Consider the following 17,002-nt stretch of genomic DNA (forward strand, 5'->3'; position numbering starts at 1 on the left):
ATGCTGATCCCCCGTAGGGTCAAGCACCGCAAGCAGCACCACCCCACCCGGCGCGGTATGGCCAAGGGCGGCACGGAGCTGGCGTTCGGCGAGTTCGGCCTGCAGGCCGTCACCCCCGCCTACGTGACCAACCGGCAGATCGAGTCCGCTCGTATCTCCATCACCCGCCACATCAAGCGTGGCGGCAAGGTCTGGATCAACATCTACCCGGACCGCCCGCTGACGAAGAAGCCGGCCGAGACCCGCATGGGTTCCGGTAAGGGTTCGCCGGAGTGGTGGATCGCGAACGTCAAGCCCGGTCGGGTGATGTTCGAGCTGTCCTTCCCGAATGAGAAGGTTGCGCGCGAGGCGCTCACTCGTGCCGCGCACAAGCTTCCGATGAAGTGCCGCATCGTGCGGCGCGAGGCAGGTGAGTCGTGATGGCGGCCGGTACCAAGGCGACCGAGCTGCGCCAGCTTGGCGACGAGGACCTCGTCGGCAAGCTGCGTGAGGCCAAGGAGGAGCTGTTCAACCTCCGCTTCCAGGCGGCCACCGGACAGCTTGAGAACAACACCCGGCTCAAGACCGTCCGCAAGGAAATCGCCCGGATCTACACCCTCATGCGTGAGCGTGAGCTCGGCATCGAGACGGTGGAGAGCGCCTGATGAGCGAGAAGAATGTGACTGAGACCCCCGCCAGTGACGCGCGCGGCTTCCGCAAGACCCGTGAGGGTCTCGTGGTCAGCGACAAGATGGACAAGACCGTTGTGGTCGCTGTCGAGGACCGCGTGAAGCACGCGCTCTACGGCAAGGTCATCCGCCGCACCAACAAGCTCAAGGCACACGACGAGCAGAACGCCGCAGGCATCGGCGACCGCGTCCTCCTGATGGAGACCCGGCCGCAGTCCGCGACGAAGCGCTGGCGCGTCGTGGAGATCCTCGAGAAGGCCAAGTAGCCAAGTAATTCCTGCGGGGATTCCCTCGCAGGACGGTTCCGCCAGGCTCGGCGGGCGCCACGCAGGTCAGCTTGCGTGGCGCCCGCCGGGAACCGGCAGACAAACAGGAGATAGACGTGATCCAGCAGGAGTCGCGACTTCGTGTCGCCGACAACACTGGTGCCAAGGAGATCCTTTGCATCCGTGTTCTCGGTGGTTCGGGTCGCCGCTACGCGGGCATCGGTGACGTCATCGTCGCCACCGTCAAGGACGCGATCCCCGGTGGCAACGTGAAGAAGGGCGAGGTCGTCAAGGCGGTCATCGTCCGTACCGTCAAGGAGCGCCGTCGCGCCGACGGCTCGTACATCCGTTTCGACGAGAACGCCGCCGTGCTTCTCAAGAACGACGGCGACCCCCGCGGCACCCGTATCTTCGGCCCGGTGGGCCGTGAGCTGCGCGAGAAGAAGTTCATGAAGATCGTCTCGCTCGCGCCGGAGGTGCTGTAACCGATGAAGATCAAGAAGGGCGACCTGGTCCAGGTCATCACCGGCAAGGACAAGGGCAAGCAGGGCAAGGTCATCGTGGCCTTCCCCCGCGAGGACCGGGTCCTGGTCGAGGGTGTCAACCGGGTCAAGAAGCACACCAAGGCCGGCCAGACCGACCGCGGTTCGAAGACCGGCGGGATCATCACCACCGAGGCGCCGATCCACGTCAGCAACGTGCAGCTGGTTGTTGAGAAGGACGGCAAGAAGGTCGTGACCCGCGTCGGCTACCGCTTTGACGACGAGGGCACCAAGATCCGCGTTGCCAAGCGGACCGGTGAGGACATCTGAGATGACTACTGCAACTTCAGGTGCCGCTACCACCAGCACCACTCCGCGCCTCAAGACGCGCTACCGCGAGGAGATCGCGGGCAAGCTGCGTGAGCAGTTCGACTACGCGAACGTCATGCAGGTCCCCGGTCTCACCAAGATCGTGGTCAACATGGGTGTGGGCGACGCCGCCCGCGACTCCAAGCTGATCGAGGGCGCGATCCGCGACCTCGCCACGATCACCGGCCAGAAGCCGCAGGTCACCAAGGCCCGTAAGTCCATCGCGCAGTTCAAGCTGCGTGAGGGCCAGCCGATCGGCGCGCACGTCACGCTGCGCGGTGACCGGATGTGGGAGTTCCTGGACCGCCTGCTGTCGCTGGCGCTGCCGCGTATCCGCGACTTCCGGGGCCTGTCGCCGAAGCAGTTCGACGGCCGGGGCAACTACACCTTCGGTCTCACGGAGCAGGTCATGTTCCACGAGATCGACCAGGACAAGATCGACCGGGTCCGGGGCATGGACATCACCGTGGTCACCACGGCGACCAACGACGACGAGGGTCGTGCCCTCCTTCGTCACCTCGGCTTCCCGTTCAAGGAGAACTGACCGTGGCGAAGAAGGCTCTGATCGCTAAGTCGGCTCGCAAGCCCAAGTTCGCTGTGCGCGCGTACAACCGCTGCCAGCGCTGTGGCCGGCCGCACTCCGTCTACCGCAAGTTCGGCCTGTGCCGCGTGTGCCTTCGTGAGATGGCCCACCGTGGCGAGCTGCCGGGCGTGACCAAGAGCTCCTGGTAGTCCCCTCCCGGACATCAGGACCCGATCCACTACGCCGTAGGTCCCCGCACCACACCCGCTCCCGGCTCCGGCCGGGGGAGAGGGACGGAGCAGACAGGAAACCCCGGCGAGAGAGGCCCAGGGCCAATTCATGACCATGACCGACCCCATCGCAGACATGCTGACCCGTCTGCGGAACGCTAACTCGGCGTACCACGACGAAGTCGGGATGCCGTTCAGCAAGATCAAGTCGCACATCGCGGAGATCCTCCAGCAGGAGGGTTACATCACCGGCTGGAAGGTCGAGGAGGCCGAGGTCGGCAAGAACCTCATCCTCGAGCTGAAGTTCGGCCCCAACCGCGAGCGCTCGATCGCCGGCATCAAGCGGATCAGCAAGCCGGGTCTTCGGGTCTACGCAAAGTCCACCAACCTGCCTCGGGTGCTGGGCGGCCTGGGCGTGGCGATCATCTCCACGTCGCACGGTCTGCTCACCGGCCAGCAGGCGCAGAAGAAGGGCGTGGGTGGGGAAGTCCTCGCCTACGTCTGGTAACCGGGAAAGAGAGGTAGAGCAATGTCGCGCATCGGCAAGCTGCCCATCTCGGTTCCCGCCGGAGTGGACGTCACCATCGACGGCCGCACGGTTGCGGTGAAGGGCCCCAAGGGCTCGCTCACCCACACCGTTGCCGCGCCGATCGAGATCGCAAAGGGCGAGGACGGCGTGCTGCTGGTCACCCGCCCCAACGACGAGCGTGTCTCGAAGGCCCTGCACGGCCTGTCCCGCACGCTGGTGGCGAACATGATCACCGGCGTGACCGCGGGCTACAGCAAGTCCCTTGAGATCAGCGGAGTCGGGTACCGCGTCCAGGCGAAGGGCTCCAACCTGGAGTTCGCGCTGGGATACAGCCACCCGATCCTGGTCGAGGCCCCCGAGGGCATCTCCTTCAAGGTCGAGTCCCCGGTGAAGTTCTCCGTCGAGGGCATCGACAAGCAGAAGGTCGGCGAAGTGGCCGCCAATATCCGCAAGCTGCGGAAGCCTGACCCGTACAAGGCGAAGGGCGTCAAGTACGCCGGCGAAGTCATCCGCCGCAAGGTCGGAAAGGCTGGTAAGTAGCCATGGCATACGGTGTGAAGATCGCCAAGGGCAAGGCGTACAAGGGTGCGGCGCTCAAGCGGCGCCACATTCGGGTCCGCAAGCGCGTCAACGGTACGACCGAGCGCCCGCGCCTGGTGGTGACGCGGTCCAACCGCGGCATCGTGGCGCAGGTCATCGACGACCTCGCGGGCCACACGCTCGCGTCGGCGTCGACCCTCGACGCGTCCATCCGCGGCGGCGAAGGCGACAAGAGCGCCAAGGCGAAGCAGGTCGGCCAGCTCGTGGCCGAGCGTGCGAAGGCCAAGGGCGTCGAAGCTGTCGTATTCGACCGTGGCGGCAACCAGTACGCTGGGCGGATCGCCGCCCTGGCGGACGCCGCCCGCGAAGCCGGTCTGAAGTTCTGACCGGTTCCGTTAGCTAGCGGATAACGAAGAGAGGTAATTCCAATGGCTGGACCCCAGCGCCGCGGAAGCGGTGCCGGTGGCGGCGAGCGACGGGACCGTAAGGACCGGCGGGACGGCGGCCAGCAGGCCGAGAAGACCGCCTATGTCGAGCGGGTCGTCGCGATCAACCGCGTCGCCAAGGTTGTGAAGGGTGGTCGTCGCTTCAGCTTCACCGCGCTGGTCGTGGTGGGCGATGGCGATGGCACCGTCGGTGTCGGCTACGGCAAGGCCAAGGAGGTGCCGGCCGCCATCGCCAAGGGCGTTGAGGAGGCCAAGAAGCACTTCTTCAAGGTCCCCCGTATCCAGGGCACCATCCCGCACCCGATCCAGGGCGAGAAGGCCGCGGGCGTCGTCCTGCTCAAGCCGGCTTCCCCCGGTACCGGTGTGATCGCCGGTGGCCCGGTGCGCGCCGTGCTGGAGTGCGCGGGCATCCACGACGTGCTGTCCAAGAGCCTCGGCTCGGACAACGCGATCAACATCGTGCACGCCACGGTGGCCGCGCTCCAGGGCCTTCAGCGGCCCGAGGAGATCGCCGCCCGCCGCGGTCTGCCGATCGAGGATGTCGCGCCGGCCGCGCTGCTGCGCGCCCGAGCCGGGGTCGGTGTGTGATGGCGCGCCTGAAGGTCACGCAGACCAAGTCCTACATCGGCAGCAAGCAGAACCACCGTGACACCCTGCGTTCGCTCGGGCTCAAGCGCCTGCACGACGTCGTGGTCAAGGAGGACCGCCCGGAGATCCGCGGCATGGTCCACACCGTCCGCCACCTCGTCACGGTCGAGGAGGTCGACTGATCATGGGTGACAACCCGATCAAGGTGCACAACCTCCGTCCGGCTCCGGGCGCCAAGACCGCCAAGACCCGTGTGGGTCGCGGCGAGGCGTCCAAGGGCAAGACGGCCGGTCGTGGTACCAAGGGCACCAAGGCCCGTTACCAGGTTCCGGAGCGCTTCGAGGGCGGGCAGATGCCCCTCCACATGCGCCTCCCGAAGCTCAAGGGCTTCAAGAACCCGTTCCGCACCGAGTACCAGGTCGTCAACCTGGACAAGCTCGCCGCCCTCTACCCCGAGGGTGGTGAGGTCACCGTTGCCGACCTGGTCGCCAAGGGTGCCGTGCGCAAGAACCAGCTCGTCAAGGTGCTCGGCGCCGGCGACGTCTCCGTGGCTCTGCAGGTGACCGTGGACGCGGTCTCCGGCTCCGCCAAGGAGAAGATCACCGCAGCCGGCGGTACCGTCACCGAGCTCGTCTGAGCCGGATGTGCAACCCGACCGGGGCCGCCCAGTACCTCAGGGCGTCCCCGGTCGTTCATTTCTGTGAATTTTCCCTGGCCGATGGGTCATTCCTACCGGGGCCACGTCGCCGGTAAGGTGGCCGAGCCCCTATCCGTCAGAAATCTCACCAGAGACCGTCCTTCCGCCGTGGCGCGGGGGGTGCAGGAGGCACCGTGCTCACCGCGTTCGCCCGGGCGTTCAGGACGCCCGACCTGCGCAAGAAGCTGCTCTTCACGCTGGCCATCATCGTGGTGTACCGGCTGGGCGCGCACGTCCCGGTGCCCGGTATCGACTTCGGCGTCGTCAATGACTGTGTGAAGCAGACGAAGGGCAACAACAGCCTCTTCGGTCTGGTCAACATGTTCAGCGGCGGAGCTCTGCTCCAGCTCACCATCTTCGCGCTCGGGATCATGCCGTACATCACGGCGAGCATCATCCTGCAACTGCTGACCGTGGTGATTCCGCGGCTGGAGGCCCTGAAGAAGGAGGGGCAGGCCGGCACCACCAAGATCACGCAGTACACCCGGTACCTGACGGTCGCGCTGGCGATCCTGCAGGGCACCGGTCTGGTGGCGACCGCCCGCTCCGGCAACCTCTTCTCGACCTGCTCCAAGGGCAACGACATCGTCCCGAACCAGTCGATCTTCACCACCGTCACCATGGTGACCTGCATGACCGCGGGCACCGTGATGATCATGTGGCTGGGCGAGCTGATCACCGACCGCGGCATCGGCAACGGCATGTCGATCCTGATGTTCGTCTCGATCGCGGCCGGCTTCCCCGGCTCGCTGTGGGGCATCAAGGTCTCCGGCACCATCGCCGGCGGCTGGGTCGAGTTCCTCGCGGTGATTCTGATCGGCCTGGTCATGGTCGGCCTGGTGGTCTTCGTCGAACAGGCCCAGCGCCGTATCCCGGTGCAGTACGCGAAACGCATGATCGGCCGCCGGTCCTACGGCGGCACCTCGACGTACATCCCGCTCAAGGTGAACCAGGCCGGTGTGATCCCGGTCATCTTCGCCTCCTCGCTGCTCTACATCCCGGCGCTGATCGTGCAGTTCTCCGGGTCGACGGCCGGCTGGGCACAGTGGATCGAGCGCAACTTCACCAAGGGTGATCACCCGGCGTACATGGCCGCGTACTTCCTGCTGATCGTCTTCTTCGCCTTCTTCTACGTCGCGATCTCCTTCAACCCCGAAGAAGTAGCCGACAATATGAAGAAGTATGGTGGGTTCATCCCGGGTATCCGGGCCGGTCGCCCCACCGCTGAATACCTGAGTTACGTGCTCAACCGCATCACGTGGCCCGGTTCGCTGTACCTGGGCCTGATCGCCCTCGTTCCGACGGTCGCGATCGCGATCTTCAACGGGAGCAACGGCAACTTCCCTCTGGGTGGCACCAGCATCCTCATCATCGTCGGTGTGGGTCTGGAGACCGTGAAGCAGATCGAAAGCCAGCTCCAGCAGCGTAACTACGAAGGGTTCCTCCGCTGATGCGTATCGTCCTGGTCGGGCCGCCCGGCGCAGGCAAGGGAACGCAGGCCGCGTTCCTCGCCAAGAACCTCTCGATCCCGCACATTTCCACGGGCGACCTGTTCCGCGCCAACATCAACCAGGGCACCGACCTGGGCAAGCAGGCGAAGGCGTACATGGACGCCGGCGACCTGGTGCCCGACGAAGTCACCATCGGCATGGCCGAGGACCGGCTGGAGCGCCCGGACGCCGCCGGCGGCTTCCTGCTGGACGGCTTCCCGCGCAACGAGCACCAGGCGCGGGCGCTGGACGCCTACCTGGCCCGGCACGACATCGCGCTCGACGGCGTGCTGGACCTGGAGGTCCCGGAGGAAGAGGTGGTCAAGCGGATCGCCGGCCGCCGGATCTGCCGCAACGACAGCGCGCACGTCTTCCACGTCGAGTACAAGCAGCCGAAGACCGAGGGTGTCTGCGACGAGTGCGGCGGCGAGCTGTACCGGCGCGACGACGACGCCCCGGACAAGGTCCGCAACCGGCTGGAGATCTACCACCGCGAGACCGAGCCGATCATCGACTACTACAAGAAGCAGGGCCTGGTGGTGACGATCTCCGCGCTCGGCCCGGTGGCCGACGTCACCGGGCGGGCCATGACGGCCCTGCGCGCGGACGCGGACAGCGAGCAGAGCGCGTAGCCCACCTGGTGCCGGCCCGGCCGGTACGTGTACCTCCCACGGCCGTGGTGCCCCGACGGGCGCCACGGCCGTATGGTTGGTGGAGGCAAGGACTTACCGCAGGAACGACTTACCGCAGCAACGACTTACGGCAGCAAGGAAGGCATCAGCCGCGATGGTGGAGCTGAAGACCCCGGAGCAGATCGCCAAGATGCGGGAGGCCGGTCTGGTCGTCGCGGCGATCCACGAGGCGACCCGGGCGGCGGCCGTACCGGGCGCCAGCACCAAGGACCTGGACGAGGTCGCCGCGAAGGTGATCGCCGACCACGGCGCCAAGCCCAACTTCCTGGGCTACGGCGGTTTCCCCGGCAACATCTGCACGTCGGTCAACGACGTGGTGGTGCACGGCATCCCGGACGCCGTGACGGTGCTCGAGGACGGCGACATCCTCGCGATCGACGCGGGCGCCATCGTCGACGGCTGGCACGGCGACGCGGCCTTCACCTGCCTGGTGGGCACCGGACACGCCCCGGAGCTGGCCGAGTTGAGCCGGGTCACCGAGGAGTCCATGTGGGCGGGCATCGCCGCCTTCCGCAAGGGCAGCCGGCTGGACGACATCTCGCAGGCGGTCGAGTCGTACATCCGCCGCCAGCCGCGCCCGTCCTCGGGCAAGTACGGCATCGTGGAGGGGTACGGCGGCCACGGCATCGGCACCCAGATGCACATGGACCCGCACGTGCTCAACTACGTCACCAAGAAGCGCGGCCGCGGCATCCGGCTGGTGCCCGGGCTGTGCCTGGCGATCGAGCCGATGGTGACACTCGGCACACCGCACACCCACGTGCTGGAGGACGAGTGGACCGTCAAGTCCGACGACGGCTCCTGGTCCGCGCACTGGGAGCACACCATCGCCCTCACCGAGCAGGGCCCGCTGGTGCTCACCGCACCTGACGGGGGCAAGGCCAAGCTGGCGGAGTACGGCATCACCACGGCTCCCGACCCCCTTGCCTAGGGCCATCTGCCGCCCTCCGCGCGTAACGATCACGCTCGGTGGGCATACATCTCGATTCGTGTTTCAGCGGCGCTTGCCGTAGACTCATATGTCGGCCCCGCGTGTCTTCCGGCATGTCCGGAGCCGACCCCGGTAGCCGATCCCGAAAGCAGGACATGGCCAAAAAGCAAGGCGCCATCGAGATCGAGGGCACCGTGATCGAGTCTCTGCCGAATGCGATGTTCAAGGTGGAACTGCAGAACGGTCACAAGGTCCTCGCGCACATCAGCGGCAAGATGCGGATGCACTACATCCGAATCCTCCCGGATGACCGGGTCGTCGTGGAGCTGTCTCCCTACGACCTGACGCGCGGACGGATCGTCTACCGATACAAGTAACCCGCTTGTAGATCTCACCACGACCCGGAGAACCTCAGTCCCATGAAGGTCAAGCCGAGCGTCAAGAAGATCTGCGACAAGTGCAAGGTGATCCGCCGTCACGGCCGGGTCATGGTCATCTGCGACAACCTGCGCCACAAGCAGCGCCAGGGCTGACGCCCGCCGACCACCCCTGCACCAGCAGAACTTCGCGCGACGCACCACGCGTACATACGCAGTTCCCATCCCCGTCCCGTACGGGGATGACACCCCCGGTGGAGGCCGGGGACCCGTTCCGTACCTGGTACGGCGGAAGGGAACCCGGAACTGCGGAAGACCTCCGAGAACACCAGGAGCCAAGCACATGGCACGCCTTTCAGGCGTTGACCTCCCGCGCGAGAAGCGCGTGGAGATCGCCCTCACCTACGTCTTCGGCATCGGGCGCTCGCGCGCCCAGGAGATCCTGAAGAACACCGGTGTGAACCCCGACACCCGCGTCCGCGACCTTGCCGAGGAAGACCTCGTCAAGATCGGCAAGTGGGTCGACGAGAACTACACGACCGAGGGTGACCTCCGCCGTGAAGTCCAGGCCGACATCCGCCGCAAGGTCGAGATCGGCTGCTACCAGGGTCTGCGCCACCGTCGGGGCCTGCCGGTCCACGGCCAGCGCACTCACACCAACGCCCGCACCCGCAAGGGCCCGCGTCGCGCCATCGCCGGTAAGAAGAAGCCGGGCAAGAAGTAGTCCGACAGCCAGACCCCATCAGCGGTCTTCGCTGTAGGACCGATCACCTCCACCGGGAGAAGTTGACACATGCCTCCTAAGGGCCGTCAGGGCGCAGCCAAGAAGGTGCGCCGCAAGGAAAAGAAGAACGTCGCTCACGGGCACGCCCACATCAAGAGCACGTTCAACAACACCATCGTCTCGATCACCGACCCTGCCGGGAACGTGATCTCCTGGGCCTCCGCCGGTCACGTCGGCTTCAAGGGCTCGCGCAAGTCCACCCCCTTCGCCGCGCAGATGGCCGCCGAGTCGGCTGCCCGCCGCGCGCAGGAGCACGGCATGCGCAAGGTGGACGTCTTCGTCAAGGGTCCCGGCTCCGGCCGTGAGACCGCGATCCGCTCCCTCCAGGCCACCGGCCTCGAGGTGGGTTCGATCCAGGACGTCACCCCGACCCCTCACAACGGCTGCCGCCCGCCGAAGCGCCGCCGCGTCTGACCAGCTGATACAGGAGAACTGAGACAATGGCGCGTTACACCGGGGCCGACTGCAAGCGATGCCGTCGGGAGAAGCAGAAGCTCTTCCTCAAGGGAGCTAAGTGCGAGAGCGCGAAGTGCCCGATCGAGATCCGTCCTTACCCCCCGGGTGAGCACGGACGCGGGCGCACCAAGGACAGCGAGTACCTTCTCCAGCTTCGCGAGAAGCAGAAGTGCGCGCGTATCTACGGTGTCCTCGAGAAGCAGTTCGTGAACTACTACAAGGAAGCGAACCAGAAGACCGGCAAGACCGGTGAGAACCTTCTGCGCATCCTCGAGACCCGCCTCGACAACGTGGTGTACCGGGCCGGCTTCGCCAAGTCCCGTGACCACGCCCGTCAGCTGGTCCGGCACGGACACATCACCATCAACGGCCGCAAGACCGACATCCCGTCGGCGCGCGTGGCCGTGAACGACATCGTCGAGGTCCGCGAGCGCTCTCGTAACCTGACCCCGTTCGCGGTGGCGCAGGGCGAGGCCGGCGACAAGACCGTGCCCGCGTGGCTCGAGTCGAACGCCGGCAAGCTGCGGATTCTGGTGCACAGCATGCCCGAGCGCCAGGTGATCGACACCCAGGTGCAGGAGCAGCTCATCGTCGAGCTCTACTCGAAGTAGTAGTCGAGTAGAAGTTCGCAGGTGGAGGGTGGTGCGGCGGCCGTTTCACGACGGTTTCGCCGCACCACCCGTACCCTCGTAGTACAGGGGGCGTCAAATAGCGGGCGCCCACGACTGAAGGACCGAACACATGCTGATCGCTCAGCGTCCCTCGTTGACCGAAGAGGTCGTCGACGAGTTCCGCTCCCGGTTCGTGATCGAGCCGCTGGAGCCGGGATTCGGCTACACCCTCGGCAACTCCCTGCGTCGTACGCTCCTCTCCTCGATCCCGGGTGCGGCTGTCACCTCGATCCGGATCGACGGGGTCCTGCACGAGTTCACCACCGTGCCGGGCGTCAAGGAGGACGTCACCGACCTCATCCTCAACATCAAGCAGCTCGTCGTCTCCTCGGAGCACGACGAGCCGGTCGTGATGTACCTGCGCAAGCAGGGCCCGGGTGTGGTCACCGCCGCCGACATCGCGCCGCCGGCCGGTGTCGAGGTGCACAACCCCGACCTGGTGCTGGCCACGCTCAACGCCAAGGGCAAGCTGGAGATGGAGCTGACCGTCGAGCGCGGTCGCGGCTACGTCTCCGCGGTGCAGAACAAGCAGCAGGGCCAGGAGATCGGCCGTATCCCGGTCGACTCCATCTACAGCCCGGTGCTCAAGGTCACCTACAAGGTCGAGGCGACCCGTGTCGAGCAGCGCACCGACTTCGACAAGCTGATCGTCGACGTCGAGACCAAGCAGGCCATGCGGCCGCGTGACGCCATGGCGTCGGCCGGCAAGACCCTGGTCGAGCTGTTCGGCCTGGCCCGCGAGCTGAACGTCGACGCCGAGGGCATCGACATGGGTCCGTCCCCGACGGACGCCGCCCTGGCCGCGGACCTGGCGCTGCCGATCGAGGAGCTGGAACTCACCGTCCGCTCCTACAACTGCCTCAAGCGCGAGGGCATCCACTCGGTGGGCGAGCTGGTGGCCCGCTCCGAGGCGGACCTGCTCGACATCCGCAACTTCGGTGCCAAGTCGATCGACGAGGTCAAGGCGAAGCTGGCCGGCATGGGCCTGGCCCTCAAGGACAGCCCGCCCGGATTCGACCCGACCGCCGCCGCCGACGCCTTCGGCGCCGACGACGACGTGGACGCGGGCTTCGTGGAGACCGAGCAGTACTGAGTTCCACCGGCGGACGGCGGGGATTCCCCCGTCCGCCGCGCATGACGTGCCCGCGAGGGGCACGGGGGTGACCCCGTGCCTCTCGCGGGAGCCCCGAGGCGCAAGCCTCGGGGTCTGACGAGCCGGCGGCCGCCGGCTCGCACTGACATCGGTACCTGACACGGCCGGTGCAGCGTAGAAGGAGAAGGACCATGCCCCAGCCCGCTAAGGGCGCCCGTCTGGGCGGGAGTGCCGCGCACGAGAAGCTGCTGCTCGCGAACCTCGCGAAGTCGCTCTTCGAGCACGGCCGGATCACCACCACCGAGGCCAAGGCGCGCCGGCTGCGCCCGGTCGCGGAGCGGCTGATCACGAAGGCGAAGAAGGGCGACATCCACAACCGTCGCCAGGTACTGCAGCAGATCACCGACAAGGGGATCGTGCACACCCTCTTCACCGAGATCGCGCCGCGGTACGAGAACCGCCCGGGTGGCTACACCCGCATCACCAAGATCGGCCCCCGTCGCGGCGACAACGCCCCGATGGCGGTCATCGAGCTGGTGGAAGCCCTCACCGTGCAGCAGAACGCGGTGGGCGAGGCCGAGGCCGCCACCAAGCGCTCCGCCAAGGACCGCGCCGGTGACGAGGCCCTGGCCGACGCCAAGAAGGACGCGCCGGTCGAGGACGCCGCGCCCGAGGCCGACGCGGCCGCGGACGAGGAGTCCAAGGACGCCTGAGCGTCCTGACGGTTCCACGGATCTCCGAGGACCGACGAGCGGGCCCGCACCCTCCGGGGTGCGGGCCCGCCGCCGTATGGCGAGGGTGAGGGCGCGGGCCGTGGCGTGGGCGCGGGCCGAAGCAGGTGGGACAGGCACCGGACGGGGCACCGGACCCGGGGCACGAGGCGCGAGGAGCGACGGGTGAGCGAGGGGCCGGCGGCCGGATTCGTACGGGTCAGGTTGGATCTGGGGTACGACGGGGCGGACTTCTCCGGGTGGGCGAAGCAGCGCAGCCGACGGACGGTGCAGGGGGAGCTGGAGTCGGCGATCGGTACGGTGCTGCGGCTGCCGGACCCGGTCGAGCTGACGGTGGCGGGGCGCACGGACGCGGGGGTGCACGCGCGCGGGCAGGTGGCGCACGTGGACCTGCCGGCGGAGGTGTGGGACCGGGAGAGCGGGAAGCTGCGGCGCCGGCTGGCCGGGCGGCTGCCGTGGGATGTGCGGGTGTGGGGGGTGGCGCGGGCGCCGTCCGGGTTCGACGCGCGGTTCTCGGCGGTGTGGCGCCGCTACGCCTACCGGATCGGGGACCACCCGGGCGGGGTGGACCCGCTGCTGCGCGGCCATGTGCTGTGGCACGACCGCCCGGTGGACGTGGGCCTGATGAACGACGCCGCGAAGCTGATGCTGGGCGAGCACGACTTCGCCGCGTACTGCAAGAAGCGGGAGGGCGCGACCACCATCCGCACCCTGCTCGACCTGTCATGGGAGCGGACCGCGGACGGCCTGGCGGTGGCGACCGTACGGGCCGACGCCTTCTGCCACAACATGGTGCGGGCGCTGGTCGGCGCGATGATCCTGGTCGGCGACGGGCACCGGCCGGTCGGCTTCCCGGCGGAGGTGCTGGCCGGACGGGAGCGGCACTCGGCGGTCAATGTGGTGCGGCCGCACGGACTGACGCTGGAGGAGGTCGGCTACCCGGCGGACGAGCTGCTGGCCGCGCGCAGCCGGGAGGCCCGCAACATGCGGACGCTGCCCGGCTGCCTGGAAGGACCTGGGGTGTCGGGGCCTGCGGTGTGAGGACCTGGGGTGTAAGGACCCGCCTCCTGGAGGCGGGTCCTTACCCGCGTCCTTACTGCTTGTTCGCCTGGGCCTGCGCCGCGTCGCGGCCGCGCTGGACGATCCGCTGGAAGGCGAAGTCCGAGGCGTCGTTGGCGGCCTGGGTGCCTGTGGTGTTGCCCGTGGTGAGGGTCTTGCCGTTCTTGAAGCCGGCGATCGCGAAGTAGGCGTACCGGCCGACCGAGTTCGAGGTCATCTGGCAGGCCACGGCGTGGCAGAAGTCGGAGATGCCGCCGCCGTTGAGCGGGGCGACGTACTGCGCGACGTTGTGCACCTTGGTGGCGCGCGCCTCGTCCGCGAAGACCGCGACGCCGACGGTGACGGCGATCTGGCCGTTGGTGTACGTGGCGCGCAGCAGCTTGGTGCAGCCGTTGGAGGCGAGCACGCCGGACAGCTGGCCGCCGGCCGCCGAGGAGCAGCTGGTGGTGCTGGTGCTGTTGGTCTTGACGTAGGTGCGGCCGCCGAGCTCGAACTGCTTGCCCGGGAAGAGCGACGCCGGGGTGATGGGCGCCTTGTCCTTCGCCGAGGTGGAGAGGAAGTCCAGCGGGTTCGCGGGCGGTGGCGGGGCCACCGAGGAGAACGACGGCTCGGGCGGCAGCGGCTTCTGGCTGGCCGTGCTGCTCCCCGACGCGCTCGGGTCGGCGATGGCGTGGTCCGAGCTCTTGCCGGACATGACCACGGCGGTGGCCACGCCTCCGGCTATCACCGCCACCGCGACGATCCCGCCGACCAGCATCATCACCCGGCGCCGCCGGGCCGCCCCGCTGGCCTGCTCCTCGGCCAGGGCGCCCCAGTCCGGCGTCCCCGGCTCCGAGGCCGAGCCGGGCCCCCTCGCGGGTGCCGGGCCGGTCGAGGGCGCCCCCGGCCCGTTGCCGCCGCCCGTGCCGGGACCACCCGGAGCGCCCGGCCCACCGGTGCCTTGCGGGCGCGGGAAGCCGTATCCGCCCTGGGAAGCAGCGGGCGTGGCGGGGTTGCCCGCGGTTCCGGGTGCCTGCTGCTGGGGGAAGCCGTATCCGCCCTGGCCGCCGGGAGGCGTGCCGGGGTTGCCCTGGGCGGCGGGTGGCTGCTGTTGCGGGAAGCCGTACCCGCCGCCGGCCGGCTGACCCGGCCGGCTCTGAGGGCCGCCGCCCTGGGCGGGGCCGGGGTTCTGCGCCGGGCCGGGGCTCTGGGCCGGGCCGGGCGGCGTCGGGGCGGCCTGCGCGGGGGTGTGCGGGGGCTGCTGCCCCGCGCCCTGCCCACCAGGCCGGCCAGAGCCTCCGGGTCCTCCAGGGCCGCCGGGCCGGAAGCTGTAGGGGCCCTCGGGGGTGGCGCTCCCGGGTGCCGTGGCGGCAGGGCCCTGGGGGTCCTGCTCCGCCTCCTCCCGGGGCCGCGCGTGCTGCGGCGGGCCTGCGAAGCCGCGCCGGGGGTCGGATGTGCGGGAGGGGATGACGCGTCCCTCCAGGACCTCGCGGGGGCCGTCGGAGGCTTGGTTACGGGGTTCCTGCGGGGGCTGCTGCCCCGGCCCTTCACTCATGTGGCGCATCATATTGCCGCCGAGGCCCCGGAAAAGGACTTGGGGCAGGTCCGTGGAGGCAGGGAGAATCCGGGCCATGGGTCATGTGGAAGCCGCGCACATCGAGTACTACCTCCCGGACGGCCGGGCGCTGCTCGGCGACGTCTCGTTCCGGGTCGGCGACGGCGCCGCGGTGGCCCTGGTGGGCCCCAACGGCGCGGGCAAGACGACACTGCTGCGGCTGATCTCCGGCGAGCTGAAGCCGCACGGCGGCACCGTCACCGTCAGCGGCGGCCTCGGCGTGATGCGGCAGTTCGTGGGCAGCGTCCGCGACGACCGCACCGTCCGCGACCTGCTGGTGTCCGTCGCGCACCCCCGTATCCAGGCCGCCGCGAAGGCCGTCGACGCCGCCGAGCTGGCGATCATGGCGCAGGACGACGAACCCGCGCAGATGGCGTACGCCACGGCGCTGAGCGAGTGGGCGGAGGCGCGCGGGTACGAAGCGGAGACGCTGTGGGACATGTGCACCATGGCGGCGCTCGGGGTGCCGTACGACCGGGCGCAGTGGCGCGAGGTGAAGACGCTCTCCGGCGGCGAGCAGAAGCGGCTGGTGCTGGAGGCGCTGCTGCGCGGCCCCGACGAGGTGCTGCTGCTGGACGAGCCGGACAACTACCTGGACGTGCCGGGCAAGCGCTGGCTGGAGGAGCAGATCGCGCAGACCCGTAAGACCGTGCTGTTCGTCAGCCACGACCGCGAGCTGCTGTCGCGTACCGCGGAGAAGATCGTCAGCGTGGAGACGGGCCCGGCCGGGTCCACCGCGTGGGTGCACGGCGGCGGGTTCGGCACCTTCCACGAGGCCCGCAAGGAGCGGTTCGCCCGGTTCGAGGAGCTGCGCCGCCGCTGGGACGAGGAGCACGCCAAGATCAAGGCGATGGTGCTGCGGCTGCGGCAGCAGGCGGCCATCAGCCCCGACATGGCCTCCCGGTACCACGCGGCGCAGACCCGGCTGCGGCGGTTCGAGGAGGCCGGCGCGCCGCAGGAGCCGCCGCGCGAGCAGGACATCCGGATGCGGCTCCAGGGCGGCCGGACCGGGGTGCGCGCGATCACCTGCGAGCAGCTCGAACTGACCGGCCTGATGCGGCCGTTCGACCTGGAGGTGTTCTACGGCGAGCGGGTCGCGGTGCTGGGCTCCAACGGCTCGGGCAAGTCGCACTTCCTGCGGCTGCTGGCCGGGGACACGTCCGTCGCGCACACCGGGGTGCACAAGCTGGGCGCCCGGGTGGTGCCCGGGCACTTCGCGCAGACCCACGCCCATCCTGAGCTGACCGGCCGCACCCTGGTGGACATCCTGTGGGCCGAGCACGCCCGCGACCGCGGCCGCGCGATGTCCGTGCTGCGGCGGTACGAACTCGAGCGGCAGGGCGACCAGCCCTTCGACAAGCTGTCCGGCGGCCAGCAGGCCCGCTTCCAGATCCTCCTGATGGAGCTCCAGGGCACCACCGCGCTGCTGCTGGACGAGCCGACGGACAACCTGGACCTGGAGAGCGCGGAGGCCCTCCAGGACGGCCTGGAGGCGTACGACGGCACGGTCCTCGCGGTCACCCACGACCGCTGGTTCGCCCGCGCCTTCGACCGCTACCTCGTCTTCGGCTCCGACGGCCTGGTCCGCGAGACGGCCGAGCCGGTCTGGGACGAGCGCCGCGTGGACCGGCCGCGCTGACCCCCAGGGGTGCCCCGGGAGGCCCGTCACGGGACCAGCCCCCACCGGCCGGTGGTCCCTCAACCGACAGCACCACGTACCGTGGAGGGTCGCCCCCGGCCCTCCGCAGCCGGATCGTTTTGACCCGGCAGGGACCACACGGGTATT

General features: G+C 68.7%; 26 protein-coding genes. 25 read left to right on the top strand and 1 reads right to left on the bottom strand.

Features of this window, described 5'->3' with window-relative positions; translation table 11 throughout:
* The 24 genes from rplP (at position 1) to truA (ending at position 13,604) form a co-directional block, all read left to right on the top strand.
* Complete coding sequence (rplP, locus tag OG370_RS25480) at positions 1-420, top strand: 50S ribosomal protein L16 (RefSeq protein WP_093786106.1); 420 nt, start codon at positions 1-3, stop codon at positions 418-420.
* Positions 420-644: a 50S ribosomal protein L29 gene (gene rpmC / locus OG370_RS25485; protein ID WP_328468099.1), complete on the top strand. Its 225-nt coding sequence runs from the start codon at positions 420-422 to the stop codon at positions 642-644. Before rplP ends, rpmC begins: the two co-directional genes overlap by 1 nt.
* Positions 644-934, top strand: a complete 291-nt coding sequence (gene rpsQ / locus OG370_RS25490; protein WP_328468101.1) for a 30S ribosomal protein S17 — start codon at positions 644-646, stop codon at positions 932-934. The genes rpmC and rpsQ overlap by 1 nt, the downstream gene beginning before the upstream one ends.
* A 116-nt stretch (positions 935-1,050) precedes the next feature.
* Positions 1,051-1,419, top strand: a complete 369-nt coding sequence (rplN, locus tag OG370_RS25495; RefSeq protein ID WP_103886911.1) for a 50S ribosomal protein L14 — start codon at positions 1,051-1,053, stop codon at positions 1,417-1,419.
* A 3-nt stretch (positions 1,420-1,422) separates the two neighbouring features.
* Positions 1,423-1,746 carry a 50S ribosomal protein L24 gene (rplX, locus tag OG370_RS25500; protein ID WP_328468103.1) on the top strand — a complete coding sequence of 108 codons (324 nt, stop codon included), beginning with the start codon at positions 1,423-1,425 and terminating at the stop codon, positions 1,744-1,746.
* A gap of 1 nt (position 1,747) precedes the next feature.
* Complete coding sequence (rplE, locus tag OG370_RS25505; protein ID WP_328468105.1) at positions 1,748-2,329, top strand: 50S ribosomal protein L5; 582 nt, start codon at positions 1,748-1,750, stop codon at positions 2,327-2,329.
* A gap of 2 nt (positions 2,330-2,331) precedes the next feature.
* Complete coding sequence (locus OG370_RS25510; RefSeq protein ID WP_093713218.1) at positions 2,332-2,517, top strand: type Z 30S ribosomal protein S14; 186 nt, start codon at positions 2,332-2,334, stop codon at positions 2,515-2,517.
* A gap of 130 nt (positions 2,518-2,647) precedes the next feature.
* Positions 2,648-3,046: a 30S ribosomal protein S8 gene (rpsH, locus tag OG370_RS25515; RefSeq protein WP_328468109.1), complete on the top strand. Its 399-nt coding sequence runs from the start codon at positions 2,648-2,650 to the stop codon at positions 3,044-3,046.
* 21 nt (positions 3,047-3,067) lie between these two features.
* Entirely contained in the window at positions 3,068-3,607 is a 540-nt protein-coding gene (rplF, locus tag OG370_RS25520; protein WP_328468111.1) for a 50S ribosomal protein L6, read from the top strand.
* 2 nt (positions 3,608-3,609) lie between these two features.
* Positions 3,610-3,993: a 50S ribosomal protein L18 gene (gene rplR / locus OG370_RS25525; RefSeq protein ID WP_328468113.1), complete on the top strand. Its 384-nt coding sequence runs from the start codon at positions 3,610-3,612 to the stop codon at positions 3,991-3,993.
* A gap of 42 nt (positions 3,994-4,035) precedes the next feature.
* Complete coding sequence (gene rpsE / locus OG370_RS25530) at positions 4,036-4,641, top strand: 30S ribosomal protein S5 (RefSeq protein WP_031524774.1); 606 nt, start codon at positions 4,036-4,038, stop codon at positions 4,639-4,641.
* Positions 4,641-4,823 carry a 50S ribosomal protein L30 gene (rpmD, locus tag OG370_RS25535; RefSeq protein ID WP_031524772.1) on the top strand — a complete coding sequence of 61 codons (183 nt, stop codon included), beginning with the start codon at positions 4,641-4,643 and terminating at the stop codon, positions 4,821-4,823. The genes rpsE and rpmD overlap by 1 nt, the downstream gene beginning before the upstream one ends.
* 2 nt (positions 4,824-4,825) lie before the next feature.
* Positions 4,826-5,278, top strand: coding sequence for a 50S ribosomal protein L15 (gene rplO, locus OG370_RS25540; protein ID WP_402447262.1), 453 nt, complete (start codon positions 4,826-4,828; stop codon positions 5,276-5,278).
* A 194-nt stretch (positions 5,279-5,472) separates the two neighbouring features.
* A complete protein-coding gene (secY, locus tag OG370_RS25545; RefSeq protein WP_328468115.1) occupies positions 5,473-6,789 on the top strand; it encodes a preprotein translocase subunit SecY in 1,317 nt (438 codons plus the stop codon).
* The gene (locus OG370_RS25550; RefSeq protein WP_328468117.1) at positions 6,789-7,460 is read left to right on the top strand and encodes an adenylate kinase; all 672 of its coding nucleotides are present in this window, start codon (positions 6,789-6,791) and stop codon (positions 7,458-7,460) included. Before secY ends, OG370_RS25550 begins: the two co-directional genes overlap by 1 nt.
* A gap of 154 nt (positions 7,461-7,614) precedes the next feature.
* On the top strand, positions 7,615-8,451 hold the full coding sequence (gene map, locus OG370_RS25555; RefSeq protein ID WP_328468119.1) for a type I methionyl aminopeptidase: 837 nt from the start codon (positions 7,615-7,617) through the stop codon (positions 8,449-8,451).
* 155 nt (positions 8,452-8,606) lie between these two features.
* Complete coding sequence (gene infA, locus OG370_RS25560) at positions 8,607-8,828, top strand: translation initiation factor IF-1 (protein WP_003956442.1); 222 nt, start codon at positions 8,607-8,609, stop codon at positions 8,826-8,828.
* Between the two features lie 42 nt (positions 8,829-8,870).
* Positions 8,871-8,984 (top strand): 50S ribosomal protein L36, encoded by a 114-nt coding sequence (gene rpmJ, locus OG370_RS25565; RefSeq protein WP_003956441.1) that lies wholly within the window; start codon positions 8,871-8,873, stop codon positions 8,982-8,984.
* 187 nt (positions 8,985-9,171) lie between these two features.
* On the top strand, positions 9,172-9,552 hold the full coding sequence (rpsM, locus tag OG370_RS25570) for a 30S ribosomal protein S13 (RefSeq protein WP_328468121.1): 381 nt from the start codon (positions 9,172-9,174) through the stop codon (positions 9,550-9,552).
* Positions 9,553-9,621: 69 nt separating this feature from the next.
* Positions 9,622-10,026, top strand: coding sequence for a 30S ribosomal protein S11 (gene rpsK, locus OG370_RS25575; RefSeq protein WP_006376016.1), 405 nt, complete (start codon positions 9,622-9,624; stop codon positions 10,024-10,026).
* 26 nt (positions 10,027-10,052) lie between these two features.
* Positions 10,053-10,679, top strand: a complete 627-nt coding sequence (rpsD, locus tag OG370_RS25580; protein ID WP_328468123.1) for a 30S ribosomal protein S4 — start codon at positions 10,053-10,055, stop codon at positions 10,677-10,679.
* A gap of 130 nt (positions 10,680-10,809) precedes the next feature.
* Complete coding sequence (locus tag OG370_RS25585) at positions 10,810-11,832, top strand: DNA-directed RNA polymerase subunit alpha (RefSeq protein WP_093786121.1); 1,023 nt, start codon at positions 10,810-10,812, stop codon at positions 11,830-11,832.
* Positions 11,833-12,023: 191 nt separating this feature from the next.
* Positions 12,024-12,545: a 50S ribosomal protein L17 gene (gene rplQ / locus OG370_RS25590; protein WP_328468126.1), complete on the top strand. Its 522-nt coding sequence runs from the start codon at positions 12,024-12,026 to the stop codon at positions 12,543-12,545.
* A gap of 183 nt (positions 12,546-12,728) precedes the next feature.
* Positions 12,729-13,604 (top strand): tRNA pseudouridine(38-40) synthase TruA, encoded by an 876-nt coding sequence (gene truA / locus OG370_RS25595; RefSeq protein ID WP_328468128.1) that lies wholly within the window; start codon positions 12,729-12,731, stop codon positions 13,602-13,604.
* Positions 13,605-13,656: 52 nt separating this feature from the next.
* Here the strand turns inward: truA and OG370_RS25600 are convergent, their stop codons facing one another.
* Positions 13,657-15,156: a hypothetical protein gene (locus tag OG370_RS25600; protein ID WP_328468130.1), complete on the bottom strand. Its 1,500-nt coding sequence runs from the start codon at positions 15,154-15,156 to the stop codon at positions 13,657-13,659.
* 76 nt (positions 15,157-15,232) lie between these two features.
* Between OG370_RS25600 and OG370_RS25605 the strand changes: the two genes are divergently transcribed.
* Complete coding sequence (locus OG370_RS25605) at positions 15,233-16,855, top strand: ABC-F family ATP-binding cassette domain-containing protein (protein WP_328468132.1); 1,623 nt, start codon at positions 15,233-15,235, stop codon at positions 16,853-16,855.
* Positions 16,856-17,002: the final 147 nt, after the last annotated feature.

This window comes from Streptomyces sp. NBC_00448 (assembly GCF_036014115.1).
In the GTDB taxonomy this organism is placed as follows: Bacteria; Actinomycetota; Actinomycetes; order Streptomycetales; family Streptomycetaceae; genus Actinacidiphila.